General features: G+C 67.4%; 12 protein-coding genes. 8 read left to right on the top strand and 4 right to left on the bottom strand.

What is annotated here, in order from left to right; genetic code table 11:
* Positions 1-1,158: an aspartyl/asparaginyl beta-hydroxylase domain-containing protein gene (locus HZY97_RS12215; RefSeq protein ID WP_180143912.1), complete on the bottom strand. Its 1,158-nt coding sequence runs from the start codon at positions 1,156-1,158 to the stop codon at positions 1-3.
* A 188-nt stretch (positions 1,159-1,346) separates the two neighbouring features.
* Here HZY97_RS12215 and HZY97_RS12210 point away from each other — a divergent pair, with 188 nt between their 5' ends.
* Complete coding sequence (locus HZY97_RS12210) at positions 1,347-2,075, top strand: hypothetical protein (RefSeq protein ID WP_257215024.1); 729 nt, start codon at positions 1,347-1,349, stop codon at positions 2,073-2,075.
* A 41-nt stretch (positions 2,076-2,116) separates the two neighbouring features.
* Positions 2,117-3,148: an NAD(P)H-dependent flavin oxidoreductase gene (locus tag HZY97_RS12205; protein ID WP_373684350.1), complete on the top strand. Its 1,032-nt coding sequence runs from the start codon at positions 2,117-2,119 to the stop codon at positions 3,146-3,148.
* 14 nt (positions 3,149-3,162) lie between these two features.
* Here HZY97_RS12205 and HZY97_RS12200 read toward each other — a convergent pair whose 3' ends face one another.
* Positions 3,163-4,119: a hypothetical protein gene (locus tag HZY97_RS12200; protein WP_180143910.1), complete on the bottom strand. Its 957-nt coding sequence runs from the start codon at positions 4,117-4,119 to the stop codon at positions 3,163-3,165.
* A complete protein-coding gene (locus HZY97_RS12195; protein WP_218943027.1) occupies positions 4,119-4,460 on the bottom strand; it encodes a PadR family transcriptional regulator in 342 nt (113 codons plus the stop codon). Before HZY97_RS12195 ends, HZY97_RS12200 begins: the two co-directional genes overlap by 1 nt.
* 207 nt (positions 4,461-4,667) lie before the next feature.
* Here HZY97_RS12195 and HZY97_RS12190 point away from each other — a divergent pair, with 207 nt between their 5' ends.
* The 6 genes from HZY97_RS12190 to ftsH all read left to right on the top strand — a co-directional run bounded on the left by HZY97_RS12190 (position 4,668) and on the right by ftsH (position 12,758).
* Positions 4,668-5,285, top strand: a complete 618-nt coding sequence (locus tag HZY97_RS12190) for a hypothetical protein (protein WP_180143907.1) — start codon at positions 4,668-4,670, stop codon at positions 5,283-5,285.
* A gap of 69 nt (positions 5,286-5,354) precedes the next feature.
* Positions 5,355-7,634 carry a phosphoenolpyruvate--protein phosphotransferase gene (gene ptsP / locus HZY97_RS12185; RefSeq protein WP_180143906.1) on the top strand — a complete coding sequence of 760 codons (2,280 nt, stop codon included), beginning with the start codon at positions 5,355-5,357 and terminating at the stop codon, positions 7,632-7,634.
* Positions 7,635-7,741: 107 nt separating this feature from the next.
* Positions 7,742-8,680, top strand: a complete 939-nt coding sequence (locus HZY97_RS12180; protein ID WP_180143904.1) for a helix-turn-helix domain-containing protein — start codon at positions 7,742-7,744, stop codon at positions 8,678-8,680.
* An 89-nt stretch (positions 8,681-8,769) separates the two neighbouring features.
* Complete coding sequence (locus HZY97_RS12175; RefSeq protein WP_180143902.1) at positions 8,770-9,753, top strand: tol-pal system YbgF family protein; 984 nt, start codon at positions 8,770-8,772, stop codon at positions 9,751-9,753.
* A gap of 4 nt (positions 9,754-9,757) precedes the next feature.
* Entirely contained in the window at positions 9,758-10,729 is a 972-nt protein-coding gene (tilS, locus tag HZY97_RS12170; protein WP_218943026.1) for a tRNA lysidine(34) synthetase TilS, read from the top strand.
* Between the two features lie 67 nt (positions 10,730-10,796).
* Positions 10,797-12,758, top strand: a complete 1,962-nt coding sequence (gene ftsH, locus HZY97_RS12165) for an ATP-dependent zinc metalloprotease FtsH (protein ID WP_180143898.1) — start codon at positions 10,797-10,799, stop codon at positions 12,756-12,758.
* 175 nt (positions 12,759-12,933) lie between these two features.
* On the opposite strand, the gene HZY97_RS12160 is transcribed toward ftsH, so the two are convergent.
* Positions 12,934-13,998: a DUF3667 domain-containing protein gene (locus tag HZY97_RS12160; RefSeq protein ID WP_180143896.1), complete on the bottom strand. Its 1,065-nt coding sequence runs from the start codon at positions 13,996-13,998 to the stop codon at positions 12,934-12,936.
* Positions 13,999-14,034: the final 36 nt, after the last annotated feature.

The raw sequence follows: 14,034 nt of genomic DNA, 5'->3' as shown, positions 1-14,034 counted from the left end.
CTAGCTCAGGCTCGGCCCGGCGAGCAGCGCGCCCACTTCGCGGCGCTCCTGTTCGCTGAGCTCGGGGCGCCAGATATCGAAGATCAGCACCACGCGGTCCTCGTCGCTGCCGTTCCAGGCTTCATGCTCGATCGAATCGTCGAAGATCAGCAGCTTGCCGACCTGCCATTCGCGGACTTCGTTGCCGACGCGGAAGCCGCAGCCGGGCGGCACGACCAGCGGCAAGTGGCAGGTCAGCCGTGTGTTGACCATGCCGGTGTGTGGCGCGATCCGCGCGCCGGGGCGCAGCAGCGAGAACATCGCGGTCGGCGAATTGGCGATCAGCGGCTGGGGTGCGGTCTGCACCGCCGCCCAGGTGCGCGGGCAGCGCGCCACCGTGGCCTCGTCCACCCGGCCGTTCTCGCACAGGAAGCGCGTGCTCCACTGCGCACTGTCGAGCAGGGCGTTGTCGTCGAGCCGCGGACGGTTGGGATCGGACTGGATATAGGGGCGGAAGCCTTGCAGCCCGTCAGCGAGCAACCCGTTGAGCTCCGCGAGGATCGCGCCGGTCGCCGCTTCGATGCCGGGTACCCAGTCGAACTGGCTGGTGTCGAAATACTGGATTGGTGCCAGGCCGGGGAAATAATAGCCGGTCGGTGCCTGGGGATAGACCTGTTTGCGCCCCGCCATGATGTCGAGCGATTCGCGGAAGCGCGGGCTGCGCGCTGCCTCGGGGAAGCCGCGCGCCGCCAGCGTCGCTTCGCGCTCTGCGGCGGCATCGTCGGTCGCGGTTGCCAGCGCCGCCTGCGCGCGGTGGAGCTCGCCGCGCAGATCGTCGGGCACGGTCTCGCCCTCGGCGACGCGCAGCGCGCTGGTGTAGAAGTCGAGCGCGCCCTTGCGATCGCCGGCGCGGGCGCGGCAATCGGCCTTCATGATATGCGCCCGGATCGCGCGGGGCTCGATCGCAAGCAATTGGTTGAGCGCGGCCTCTTCCGCCGCATCGTCGCTCGCCGGGTCGGCGCGGCAGGCCATAGCGAGGATCAGCCAGATCTGCGCGTTGGCGCGCCCGGTCGCGGTGATGCGCTCGAGCAGCGCGCGTGCCTCGGCCGGGCGGCCAGCGCGATAGGAATCCACGCCCTGGCGGACGAGCGTGGTCGCCTCTTCATTGGTCAGTTGCATCGCTGCCAGCTTACAAAGCGACGCGGTTTCGTCCAGACGGCTGCAATCTGTTGTAACGTGCGGCGCGATGCTGCCATGTTTCGGTCGCGCTGCCGCCGCGCAGCCATGGTGCTGGACCTGTCGTGATGATGTGGCTGCGTTCCCGTCTCTTTGCTGATTCGGGGCTGCTGCGCAGGCGCGGTGCGGCCTTGCTGCTTGCGCTCATCATCGAGCTGCTGCTCGCGCTGCTGCTGCTCTTCCTCGCCCCGCCAATGCCCGGCCGGAAGGAGGGCAGCCGCACCACCATGTTCGGGATCGAGGCGTCCAAGGGCGAGGACAGTCCGGACAAGAAGCCGGCCGAGAAGCAGCGGCAGAAGAGCGCCAAGGCGCAGAAGCAGCAATCCCAGCCCGTTACCCAGCCGCCGCCACCGATCCCGTCGCCGATCGAGACGCCGGTGCCGGTCGGCCCGCCGACCTTTCTCAAGCTTTCGCGCAACGACTATCAGCAGGGAGACATCTCGAAGGTGCCGTCGCGCAACAGCGATGCCGACGCGTCGGACAACGCCACTGCGGATGCGGGCGGCGGGGGCGGGGCGGGCGACACGCCGACGGCGGGCCGCAAGGGGCGGCACGGCGAGACACTTTATGTCGCCGAATGGTATCGCGAGCCGCGCAATTCCGAGCTCTCGCCCTATATCAACGAGAACCGTGCCCGCTATCCGGGCTTCGGGCTGGTCGCCTGCCGCACGGTGGCGCGGTACAAGGTCGAGGATTGCTACGAGCTCGACGAGACCCGCGGCACCGGTTTTGCCGGATCGGTCCGCCAGGCCGCCTTCCAGTTCCTCGTCCGCCCCCCGCGGGTGGGCAACAAGCTGATGGTCGGCGAATGGGTGGCGATCCGCATCGACTATACCCAGACGCGCCGCGCCGCGCCCTAGCGACTCTTGCCGGGTACCCCCAAGCGCGGCTAGGCGGGGGCATGACCAATGCACTTTCGATCGGCGCCGAGCGCCTCGCCCGCCGCATGGCCCGTGGCTGTGAGTTCCTCGGCAGCGAGGTCGCCATCCTCGGCGGCGCCATGTCCTGGGTGTCCGAGCGCAATCTGGTCGCCGCGATTTCCAATGCCGGCGGCTTCGGCGTGATCGCCTGCGGTGCGATGAGCCCCGAACTGCTCGACGCGGAGATCGCGGGCACCAAGGCGCTCACCGACAAGCCGTTCGGCGTCAACCTGATCACGATGCATCCGCAGCTCTTCGACCTGATCGCAGTGTGCAAGAAGCACGGCGTGACACATGTCGTGCTCGCGGGCGGATTGCCGCCGGCCGGCAGCCTTGATGCGATCAAGGAATTCGGCGCCAAGCTGATCTGCTTCGCACCTGCGCTCAGCCTCGCGAAGAAGCTGATCCGTTCGGGCGTCGATGCGCTGGTGGTCGAAGGCATGGAAGCCGGCGGCCATATCGGCCCGGTCTCGACCAGCGTGCTCGCGCAGGAAATCCTTCCCGAAGTCGCCGAGCAGGTGCCGGTGTTCGTCGCCGGCGGCATCGGCCGGGGCGAGGCGATTGCCGGCTATCTCGACATGGGCGCCGCCGGCGTCCAGCTCGGCACCCGCTTCGTCTGCGCCAGCGAGTGTATCGCCCACGCCAACTTCAAGAAGGCGTTCATCCGCGCTTCGGCGCGCGACGCGATCGCCAGCGTCCAGATCGATCCGCGCCTGCCCGTCATCCCCGTCCGCGCGCTCAAGAATGCCGCCGGCGAGCTGTTCACCGCCAAGCAGCGCGAAGTCGCGCAGGCGCTCGACGAGGGCAAGATCGAAATGATGGAAGCCCAGCTCCAGATCGAGCATTACTGGGCCGGCGCACTACGCCGCGCAGTGATCGACGGCGATGTCGAACATGGCTCGGTCATGGCCGGCCAGTCGGTCGGCATGGTCTCGAAGGAAGAGCCGGTCGCTGACATCATCGCCACGCTGATGGCCGAGGCGGCGCACGCCCTGGAGAAGCGCGCCGCCTGAGCCTGAGGAGCGCCTCAGCGGCGCTCCCGGTAGAGCTGGTACAGCTCCTTGGCACACTGGAAGGCCGTCACCGCGGCGATGACGATCACCGCGATCTCCAGGCTCTTGTCGAGGCTCTCCTGGATTCGCGCGGCCTTGGCGGTGTCGGTGCCGACGACGGTGACGATCTGGCCGGCCTCGTGCAGTATCTTGGCGATGGCGAGCGTGCCCGCCGTGCAGCCGAGTATCAGCGCCGCGCGCACCGGCTTCCAGGCAGGACGCAGGAAGCCGATCAGGCTCAGCGCGATCCGCGCCCAGACGAGCAGCACCACCGGCCAGTAGAGCGTCGTCCACACCTGCGCGCCGGTAATGCGCACATCGGCATCGTGCGGCGCGAAGGGGATGGTGAAGCCGCCGGCCCACCAGATCAGGAAGGCGATGCCGAAGCCGATCTCGAACAGCGGTTCCCAGCGCTTGCGCGGCGGCAGGTCGAGGCGAAGCTTGCCCAGGTCGGGCAGCTCCTCGGGCTTCCACTTCGCCAGATACGCGTCGAGCCAGCCGAGCCGCTCGACCACGGCGAAGGCGATCGTGACGAGCGCGGCATTATAGATCAGCGAATGCACCAGCGCGTTCGATCCGTGCGCCACCGCGCGGACCAGATCGCCGCTCACCGCAACCGCGCCGCCAATCGGCACCAGCTGGATCACCGCGACGACCGCGAGCACTACCTTGAGCACAAACCAGTAAAAGGGGAACACGTCGGCCCCGATCAGCGCGCGCTGGCCATGATATTGCCCGGCAACCGCGAGCGGATGGCCGAATTCGCGCAGGATCTGGCTGACCTCGTCCTGGCTGAGCGGGCGGCCCAGCGCCTCCTCGCGATCCTCGATCCGCGCGGCGATCAGATCGGCCAGCTCGGCGATGATGTCGTCGGCCTTGGCGGCCGGCAGGTTCCAGCGCACCGCGCCGAGATAGCGTTCGATGAGGTCCATCACTTGTCTCCCTGCGTCAGGCGGAGGATCGATTCCGAAATTGCGTTCCATTCGGCGAGCAACTGGCCGAGCACGTCGAGCCCGACCGGGGTCAGCCGGTAGAAGCGCTTGTTGCGCTTGGCTTCCTCGCGCCATTCGCTGGTCAGCAGACCCTGCGTCTCGAGCCGGCGCAGCAGCGGATAGAGCGCGCCTTCGTCGATCGGCAGGCCTGCTTCCTCCAGGCTGGTGCGCAGCGTGTAGCCGTAGCGCTCCTCGCGCAGCGCGCCGAGCACCGCCAATACCAGCGAGCCGCGCCGGAGCTCGACGCGGAGCTTCTCGAAAAGATCTTCCTCGATTGGCACTTCACTATGCCTCATATCGTGTATGACACATACTATGTATTGCACAGTATTATGGAATGCAAGGGCCAATGCGATCGTTACGCAAGTGATTGGAATATGCGACGAATCGAGGAGGTAAACACCTGATTCACAAGGAATATTTAGGAGCGATTCAGCGCGCTGGGCGAAGCTGGCAGCAGGGGATTAGAGACCGGGGGGTTTCACCAAATGAAGACCAAGTTCTGGAGCGCGCTCGCGCTCATCGCATCCGTGTGCGCGGTTCCGGCGCATGCGCAATACAGCTACGCCAACGAAGATGCGCGACCGCTGCCGCCGGCCGGTTCGGCGCCGAACCAGCTTGTCCCGGCGCGCGCCGGCGACGGGCATTACATGACCGTGAACGACGGCATCTCGCGCGACCAGGCCGCTTGGCATGTCCGTGCCGCGCTCAACGTGGCGGCGCTCGGCTGCCGCGATGAAGCGGAGCGTGAGACGGTTGCGGCGTACAACGCGCTGCTCAGCCGTCACAAGGGCCCGCTCGCCGCAGCCGACACCGCAGTGAAGGCGCAGTACCGGGTGCGCTACGGCGCGGGCTGGGATTCGCGGCACGATCGCGACATGACCCGCGTCTATAATTTCTTCGCCCAGCCGCCGGCGCAGACCAGCTTCTGCCGCGTCGCGCGCGATGTTCTGGCCGAGGCGCGCCAGGTCAGCCCCGATCAGTTCGCGGCCTTCGCAGCCGATGCACTGCCGCGGCTCGAGGCGCCCTTCACCGACTTCTATCGCAATTATGACGCGTGGAAGGTCGCCGATCGCGCCTGGCAGGGCCGTCTCGCACGGCGTTGATCCCGCAAGGGCAGAATGTGTTCGCCTGCGTAATGGCGCGGGCGAACACAATCTGTTAGCGCCCCTTGCATGCCTGTTTCCGCAGCCGCCTCGGCCCGTGAGATACTGACCCGCCTTCACGACGTGATGGCGTCGCGCAACCCGGCGCAGTCCAAGCTCAATTCGGTGGTCAATACGATCGGCGAAGCGCTCACCAGCGAAGTCTGCTCGATCTATCTGCTGCGCGAGGGGCTGCTCGAGCTATACGCGACCCGCGGCCTGTCGCAGGACGCCGTCCACGTCACCAAGCTCGCGCTCGGTGAGGGCCTTGTCGGCACGATCGCCCAGAATGTCGAGACGCTGAACCTCGACGAGGCCGAGATGCATCCCGCCTTCGCCTATCGCCCGGAAACGGGGGAAGAGGCGTTCCACAGCTTTGCCGGCGTACCGATCATCCGGCGCGAGCGCGCGGTGGGTGTGCTCGCCGTACAGCACGCCGAATCGCGTCGCTATGCGAGCGAGGAGATCGAGGCGCTGCAGACCGTGGCGATGGTGCTCAGCGAGCTGATCGCCAATGCCGACCTGATCGATCCGGCGGGTGGCGGCGGCTCCACCCGTCTCCAGTCGACTGCGCCCGAGCTCGGCCACGGCTTCAAGCTGGTCGAGGGCATGGCCGCCGGTGTCGCGGTCTTCCATCAGCCCCGCATCACGATCGAGCATACCGTCGCCGAGGATACCGAGGCGGAACGCCACCGCGTCTATGCGGCGTTCGACAAGATGCGCGAGCAGATCGACCGGATGGCCAGCCAGGCCGAGTTCGGCGGCGGCGGCGAGCATGACGAGATCCTCGCGACCTACAAGATGTTCGCCTACGACGAAGGCTGGTCGCGCCGGATCAACGAGGCGATCGATTCCGGCCTGACCGCCGAGGCGGCGATCGAGCGTGTCCAGCAGCGCACCCGCCAGCGCATGCGCGAGATCGATGATCCGCTGCTGCGTGACCGGATGCACGATCTGGAGGATCTCTCCAACCGGCTGCTCCGCATCGTCTCGGGCCAGCTCGGCACGGCGGCGCAAATGGGTCTGCGCCAGGATTCGATCCTGATCGCGCGCAATCTCGGCCCCGCCGAGCTGCTCGAATATGATCGCCGCCGGCTGAAGGGCGTGATCCTCGAAGAGGGCTCCCTCACCGCGCACGTCACCATCGTCGCGCGCGCCATGGGCGTGCCGGTGCTGGGCCGCGTCCGAAACATCCGCCAGATGATCGCCGAAGGCGACATGCTGCTGCTCGATACGAGCGAGGAGAGCCTGTTCGTACGCCCCACCCCGGCGATGCAGGAAGCCTTCGAGACCAAGCTCGAGCTCAGCCAGAAGCGCCGTGCCGCCTTCGCCCAGATGCGCAATGTTGCGCCGGTGACGGCGGATGGCCACCGCGTCACGGTGATGGTCAATGCCGGCCTGCGCGATGATCTCGCCGCGCTCGACTTGACCGGCGCCGACGGCATCGGCCTGTTCCGCACCGAATTCCAGTTCCTCGTCTCGGCAACCCTGCCCCAGCGCGAGGCGCAGAAGCGGCTCTACAAGGATGTGCTGGAAGCCGCCGGCGACCGGCCGGTCACCTTCCGCACCGTCGATATCGGCGGCGACAAGGCGCTGCCCTATCTCAACCATGACGAGGACGGCGAGGAAGAGAATCCGGCGATGGGCTGGCGGGCGCTGCGCCTCGCGCTCGATCGCGATGGCCTGATGAAGGCGCAGGCGCGCGCGCTGATCGAGGCGGGCGCGGGCCGTTCGCTCAACATCATGTTCCCGATGGTCTCCGAGCCCTGGGAGTTCGACGCGGCGCGCGACCTGTTCGAGGCGCAGCGCGCCTGGCTCGCCGCGCGCGGCCGTAAGATGCCGAGCGAGATCCGCTATGGCGCGATGCTCGAAGTGCCGGCGCTGGCCGAGGTGCTCGACATATTGCTGCCCAAGGTCGACTTCCTGTCGATCGGCACCAATGACCTCACCCAGTTCCTGTTCGCCGCCGATCGCGCGCACCCCAAGCTGGCGCTGCGCTATGACTGGCTGAGCCCGTCGATCCTGCGCTTCCTCCAGCGCGTCGCCGGCGCGTGCCATGCGGCCGGCGTGCCGGTCGGCGTGTGCGGCGAAATGGGCGGCAGGCCGCTCGAGGCGCTCGCGCTGATCGGGCTCGGCATCGATCGCCTTTCGATCACGCCGGCGGCGGTCGGGCCGATCAAGGCGATGGTCCGGTCGCTCGATCGCGGCAAGCTGGTGGCGGCGATGGCCGGCATGCTCGCCGATCCGCGCGGCTCGTTGCGTGCGCCGCTCCAGGCCTGGGCGAGCGAACATTCGGTCGAACTGGCCTGATCTGCTGGCAAAATCACCGTCGGTGGCGTTGACAGGCGCGGCTTGGTGAACGACAGCTTCAGGCGTGGCGGAAGCATCGGGCGCAACCCTTCCGCCGGAGAGTATGGATGGAAGGCGAAGCCGCCGAAGACCCGAACCTGTTCCCCACCACCGTGGGCGAAAAGCTGCGCGCCGCGCGCGAAGCGCAGGGGCTCGATCTTCCCGAAATTGCTTCGCGTACCCGCATCCCGCAGCGCCATCTCGAAGCGATCGAGAAAGGCAATTATGCCGGGCTTCCGTCGATCACCTATGCGCTGGGCTTTGCCAAGGCCTATGCCCGTGCGGTGAATGCCGACGAAGTCGCGATCGCCAAGGAACTGCGCACCGAGCTGAACCGCAATCCTGAGCGCGCCGCGCCGGTGCCCGCTTACGAGACCAGCGATCCGGCCCGCGTGCCGCCGCGCGGCCTCGCGATCTTCGGGGTGATCCTGGCGCTGGTGCTCGTCGTCGGCGGCGTCCTTTATTACGGAACCGATCTTTTCCGCGGCAGCGCGCCTGCGCCCGAGACGCTGGCCAGCGAGGAGCCGCTGGCGAACGTCGCCGATAACGGCACCATGGCCAATACTGCCACGCCCGTGGCGGCGAGCGGCGGCCAGGTCGCGCTGATCGCACTCGACACGGTCTGGATCCGCGTGACCGATGCCAAGGGCACCAAGCTGGTCGAGAAGGAACTGGCTCCCGGCGAGCGCTATGACGTGCCGGGCGATGCCGATCATCCGCGCATCCTGACCGGCGGTCCCGAGAAGCTTCAGGTCACGCTCAACGGTTCGAACATTGATCCGCTCGGCAAGCCCGGCACCACGGTCAACGTCGATGTGAGCGCCGATGCGCTGCGCACGCGCGGCCAGCCGGGCGCCACACCCACTGCCACGCCGACCTCGGCGGCAAGCAGCGCGACCACGCCTGCCGCGCGCCGTCCGGCACCGCGCCCGACCGCCAGTCTTTCGATTGCGACACCGACGCCGGCCGAGCCGGTTGCGACGAGCACTGCCAACACCGCGCCGTAAGGACTGGCCTTGGGACTGGCGGGGCGCACTGCCTCGCCTGTATAGCGAAGCCGTTCTCCATGTTTGACCTGCACCGGGGGGTGTAATCGATGCGTTTTCTTCTTGCCGCCACTGCAATGGCCGTCGTGTTCGGCGCCGCCGGCACTGCCCAGGCCCAGGATTCCGCGCTGAATGGGCGCGTCGACCGGCTCGAGCGCGAGATGCGCGCGGTACAGCGCAAGGTATTTCCCGGCGGCGCCGGCCAGACCGTCGAGCCGCAGATCACGCCTGAGACAGACACCAATATTCCCGGCAGCCCGTCCAGCTCGCCGCTCGCCGACATGAGCAGCCGCGTTACGGCGCTCGAGGAGCAGCAGCGCACGCTCACCGGCCAGGTCGAGCAGGGCCAGTATCGCCTGCGCCAGCTTGAGGACGCCTTCAACGCCTATAAGCGCGGCACCGATGCCCGCATCAAGTCGCTCGAGGACCGCTCGGTGGCCAATGCGGCGCTGGGCGGCGAGGATACGACCGTCCCGGCCGATACCGGCGGCGCCGTGATCCGTCCGCCCGCGAACAATCCGCGCCCGTCGATCCCCGCCCCCGGCACGAGCACGCCGGCCGCGGGCACGCCGAAGCCGGCCGCGTCCGGTACCGGCACCCGCGCGCAGCAGCTCGCTGCGATCGAGAAGCCGGCTACGGGCGATCCGGCGGAGGATGGCTATACCTATGGCTATCGCCTGTGGCAGGCGAAGCTTTATCCGGAAGCACGCCGCGAGCTCGAAGCCGTGGCGACCAAGTATCCGACCCACCGCCGCGCCAGCTACTCGCAGAACCTGCTCGGCCGCGCCTATCTCGATAGCGGCGCGCCCAGCCTGGCGGCCGTCGCCTTCTACGAGAACTACAAGAAGAACCCCAAGGGCGAGCGCGCGCCCGACAGCCTTTATTATCTCGCCCAGGCGCTCATCAAGCTGAAGAAGCCCGCGAGCGAAGTGTGCAAGGTCTATACCGAGCTCGACCAGCTTTATGGCGACAAGCTTTCGGCCGAGATGAAGACCGGCATGGCCGAGGGACGTGCAAGTCAGAAGTGCAAGTGACCGGTTGACGCTCGACGCTCAGGCAGTCGAGCGTTTCCGGGGAGACGTGCTGGCACTGACCGGCACTGAGCCCGGTGCCCAGCAACTCGGCCTCGCGGTCTCGGGCGGGCCGGACAGCCTGGCGCTGCTGCTCTTCGCCCATGCCGCCTTCCCGGGCGCGGTGATCGCGGCCACTGTCGATCACGGCCTGCGCCCCGAAGCGGCGGAGGAGGCGGCATTGGTCCGGCGGCTGTGCAACCAGATCGACGTGCCGCACGATACGCTTGCCGGCATCGTTCCCGCCGAGGGCAATCTCCAGCAGGGCGCGCGGGCGCTGCGCTACGCGCTGCTCGCCGATTGGGCGCGGGGCCGTGCCGGCTGGATCGCCACCGCGCACCAGCAGGACGATGTCGCCGAGACCTTTCTGATGCGTGCCCGCCGCGGTGCCGGCGTGGGCGGGCTCGCCGCGATGGCGGCGGCGCGACCGCTTGGCGAGGCCTTGCTTATCCGCCCACTGCTCGGTTGGAGCCGCGCGGCGCTGCTCGACATCGTCGAAAGCGCGGGCATCGCCCCGGTCCGCGACCCCTCCAACCAGGATCCCCGTTTCGACCGTGCCCGTATCCGCGCGCTGCTCGGCGAGAGCGAGGACTTGCCCGCCGACCGCCTCGCCGCCGCCGCGCGCAACCTGCGCGATGCCGAGGATGCGCTCGCCTGGACCGAGGCGCGCGAATGGGCCGCGCGCGCGGTGCAGGAGGGCGATCTGCTCACGGTCGACCCCGCCGGCCTGCCCCGAGAACTACGCCGCCGCCTGCTCGAACGCGCCGTCGCCGCGGTCCGCGCCGCGCACGGCCTCGGCCCCGATTGGCGCGAAACCGGGCTCGATCCGCTGCTGGGCCAGCTCGATGCCGGCGGTACCGGTACGATTGCGGAAGTGATCGGGCGAGCCAAAGCGGGTATCTGGCGTTTCGAACTGGCGCCACCCCGTCGATCACACTGATCGACGCTGTTCCATTGCCATTAACTTGGCCGTGCCTATCTTGGTGCGTGAAAGGTACCGATTCCGCATGAGCGACAACGACAAGCAGCAACAGGGTCCGGAAAATGGGGGCAACCCCTGGATGAAGAGCCTGTTGATCTGGGTGGGCATCCTGGCGGCGCTCGCGCTGTTCGTCACGATCTTCGACAATCGCAACGCCCCTGCGGCGGGCGATGCGGTCGCCTATTCCGATTTCATGGCCAAGGTGAACAATGGCGAAGTGAAGTCGGTCAACATCTCGCGCACCACCGGCGTGGTCAGCGGCGAGCTGTCGAACGGCGGCAAGTTCCGCACGAACGCGCCCGAGGATCCCTCGATGATCGGGACCCTCCTCTCCAAGAACGTCAAGGTTTCCGCGCGCGCCGAGGAAGGTCCGAACATCTGGATCTATCTCCTCTACCAGTCGCTGCCGTTCCTGCTGATGCTCGGCATCGCCTTCTTCGTGATCCGCCAGATGCAGAAGGGCTCGGGCTCGGGCGCGATGGGCTTTGGCAAGTCGCGCGCACGCCTGCTGACGCAGAAGGAAGGCCGCGTTACGTTTGACGACGTGGCGGGCATCGACGAGGCGCGCGAGGAACTGCAGGAGATCGTCGAGTTCCTCAAGGACCCGACCAAGTTCGCTCGTCTCGGCGGCAAGATCCCCAAGGGCGCGCTGCTCGTCGGCTCGCCCGGCACCGGCAAGACGTTGCTTGCCCGCGCGATCGCGGGTGAGGCGGGCGTGCCCTTCTTCACCATCTCGGGCTCGGACTTTGTCGAGATGTTCGTCGGCGTCGGCGCGAGCCGCGTCCGCGACATGTTCGAACAGGCCAAGAAGTCGGCCCCGTGCATCGTCTTCATCGACGAGATCGACGCCGTCGGCCGCTCGCGCGGCGCGGGCCTCGGCAACCAGAATGACGAGCGCGAGCAGACGCTCAACCAGCTGCTCGTCGAGATGGACGGCTTCGAGGCCAATGAAGGCATCATCATCATCGCGGCGACCAACCGCCCCGATGTGCTCGATCCCGCGCTGCTGCGTCCGGGCCGCTTCGACCGTCAGGTCCAGGTGCCGCGTCCGGACATCGAAGGCCGCGTGAAGATCCTCCAGGTCCATATGAAGAAGGTGCCGCTGGCACCCGACGTGGACCCGCGCGTCATTGCGCGCGGTACCCCGGGCTTCTCGGGTGCCGATCTTGCCAACCTGGTCAACGAAGCAGCCCTGCTCGCGGCACGCCGCGGCAAGCGGCTGGTCGCGGCGCAGGAATTCGACGATGCGCGCGACAAGGTGCTGATGGGCGCCGAGCGCCGCTCGATGGTGATGACCGACGATGAGAAGCGGATGACCGCCTATCACGAAGCCGGCCACGCCCTGGTCTTCGCGCACGAGCCGACCGCCGATCCGATCCACAAGGCGACGATCATCCCGCGCGGCTTCGCGCTGGGCATGGTCCAGCCGCTGCCGGAGCGCGACAGCTACTCGTACCACCGCGACAAGATGCACGCCGATATCGCCGTGGCGTTCGGCGGCCGCATCGCCGAGGAGCTGATCTTCGGCTATGACAAGGTCTCCTCGGGCGCGTCGAGCGACATCCAGCAGGCGACGCGGCTTGCCCGCTCGATGGTCACCAAATGGGGCCTGTCGGACGCGGTCGGCCCGCTCGACTTCTCCGAGAGCGAAGAGTCCTACGGCTATTCGATGTCGCGCTCCAAGCCGATGTCGGACGAGACTGCACGGCTGATCGACAGCGAAGTGAAGGCCTTCGTCGAGCGCGGCCTCGGCCGCGCCCGCCAGCTGCTCACCGACCATATCGACCAGCTCCACACCATCGCCCAGGCGCTGCTCGAGTACGAGACGCTGACCGGCGAGGAGATCAAGCGGCTGATCGCCGGCGAGGATCTCGGCCGTGAGGATCCGGGCGCCATCGCCCGGCCGACCGCGGTGGCGGGCACCTCGATCCCCAAGATCCGCAAGCCCAAGGGGCCCTTCGGCCAGCCGGCGCCGCAAGGCGCGTAAGGCCCGAAGCCTGGTAAAAGAAAAGCCCTCTCCCGAGCGATCGGGGGGAGGGCTTTTTCTCTGGCTGTATGTTCCCCGGCGAAAGCCGGGGCCCAGGGTTTCCAGGTCGTGTCGCTTGGTGCCCCTGATACCGCTGGCCCCGGCTTTCGCCGGGGAACGGGGAAGACGTGGCAGACTAGCCGAACATCCCCAGCGCCAGCAGGATCAGCACGAACAAGGTCAGGATCCAGGAGATGAAGAAGGTCAGCAGGCAGGCGCGCAGGATCGCGGAGAACCAGCGGAGCTGATAGGCCTGCTGCAGCTGGCGAGTGATGTGGACGAAGGGGATGATCAGCGCCGCGAGTGCCAGTATTCCGCCGCCCAGCCCGATTGCGTTCGCCACCGCCACCACGATGTAGAACAGCGACATGAACGCGATCGAGTAGATGATGAAGATCGTGTGGTCGTACAGCTTGTACTGCCGCTTCCAGAAGAACAGCAGCCACAGGAAGGGCAGCGACAGCGGGATCAGCAGCCAGGAGAATTTGTAGCTGGCCGACTGGAGCTTGTACATCATCAGCGCGGGGTTCTTCTGCCACTTCTCGATCCCGTGATCGAGCGCGTGCCAGCCGGTATGCGCTTCCGTCGTCTCGACATGGAGATCACCGCTGCCCAGCGATTTGGCGGCCTTGTCTAGCCCGGCCAGGTCGTCCTGTGCATCGGCGATCTTCTCGCGATATTTGGCGCGCTTCGCCTCGGTCTTGGCCTCGGCCAGGTTCTTTTGCGCCGAGACGAGATCGTTCTGCGCATCCTTGCGGGCGAAGTCGATCGCAGCGACCGGCTTCAGATTGCCGGTATTGAGGTCGGTCGGCGCCGAGATCCCCACCCAGGAAAAGACCGCGAACATCGCGAAGACCGAGAAGAGGAAGATCGCCATCGGCGATACGAAGCGCGCGCGCTCGCCGGCGATATAGCGCTTGGTCAGGTCGCCCGGGCGCCAGGCCAGCATCGGCAGCGTGCGCCAAAGCTTGCCGTCGAAATGGAAGACGCCGTGCAGCAGGTCATGCCCGATCGCGTGGAGCGAACGGTGGACATGCCCCGCCTGGCCGCAAGCATGGCAATGCGGCCCGATCAGCGCGGTGCCGCAATTGAGGCACATATGGTGCCCCCCGCCATGGCCTTCGCCCGCGCCCGGCTCGAACGCGCGTCCGAGCAATGCCCCTGTCGCCAGTTCCCCGGCTGCTTCGATTTCCCCCGACATGGCCGGGACCTATCAGCTTCATGTTGCACGTGCTAG

It is taken from the genome of Sphingomonas sp. R-74633 (assembly GCF_013416555.1).
In the GTDB taxonomy this organism is placed as follows: domain Bacteria; phylum Pseudomonadota; class Alphaproteobacteria; order Sphingomonadales; family Sphingomonadaceae; genus Sphingomonas.
Note: the sequence above shows the minus strand (reverse complement) of the source record. Positions and strands in the feature narration are given on the sequence as shown.

Bases quoted from the DNA above. Each gene is read 5' to 3' on its own strand.
- HZY97_RS12215 (WP_180143912.1), bottom strand. From the start codon at position 1,158: ATGCAACTGACCAATGAAGAGGCGACCACGCTCGTCCGCCAGGGCGTG.
- HZY97_RS12205 (WP_373684350.1), top strand. From the start codon at position 2,117: ATGACCAATGCACTTTCGATCGGCGCCGAGCGCCTCGCCCGCCGCATG.
- HZY97_RS12200 (WP_180143910.1), bottom strand. From the start codon at position 4,119: ATGGACCTCATCGAACGCTATCTCGGCGCGGTGCGCTGGAACCTGCCG.
- HZY97_RS12190 (WP_180143907.1), top strand. From the start codon at position 4,668: ATGAAGACCAAGTTCTGGAGCGCGCTCGCGCTCATCGCATCCGTGTGC.
- ptsP (WP_180143906.1), top strand. From the start codon at position 5,355: ATGCCTGTTTCCGCAGCCGCCTCGGCCCGTGAGATACTGACCCGCCTT.
- HZY97_RS12180 (WP_180143904.1), top strand. From the start codon at position 7,742: ATGGAAGGCGAAGCCGCCGAAGACCCGAACCTGTTCCCCACCACCGTG.
- HZY97_RS12175 (WP_180143902.1), top strand. From the start codon at position 8,770: ATGCGTTTTCTTCTTGCCGCCACTGCAATGGCCGTCGTGTTCGGCGCC.
- ftsH (WP_180143898.1), top strand. From the start codon at position 10,797: ATGAGCGACAACGACAAGCAGCAACAGGGTCCGGAAAATGGGGGCAAC.
- HZY97_RS12160 (WP_180143896.1), bottom strand. From the start codon at position 13,998: ATGTCGGGGGAAATCGAAGCAGCCGGGGAACTGGCGACAGGGGCATTG.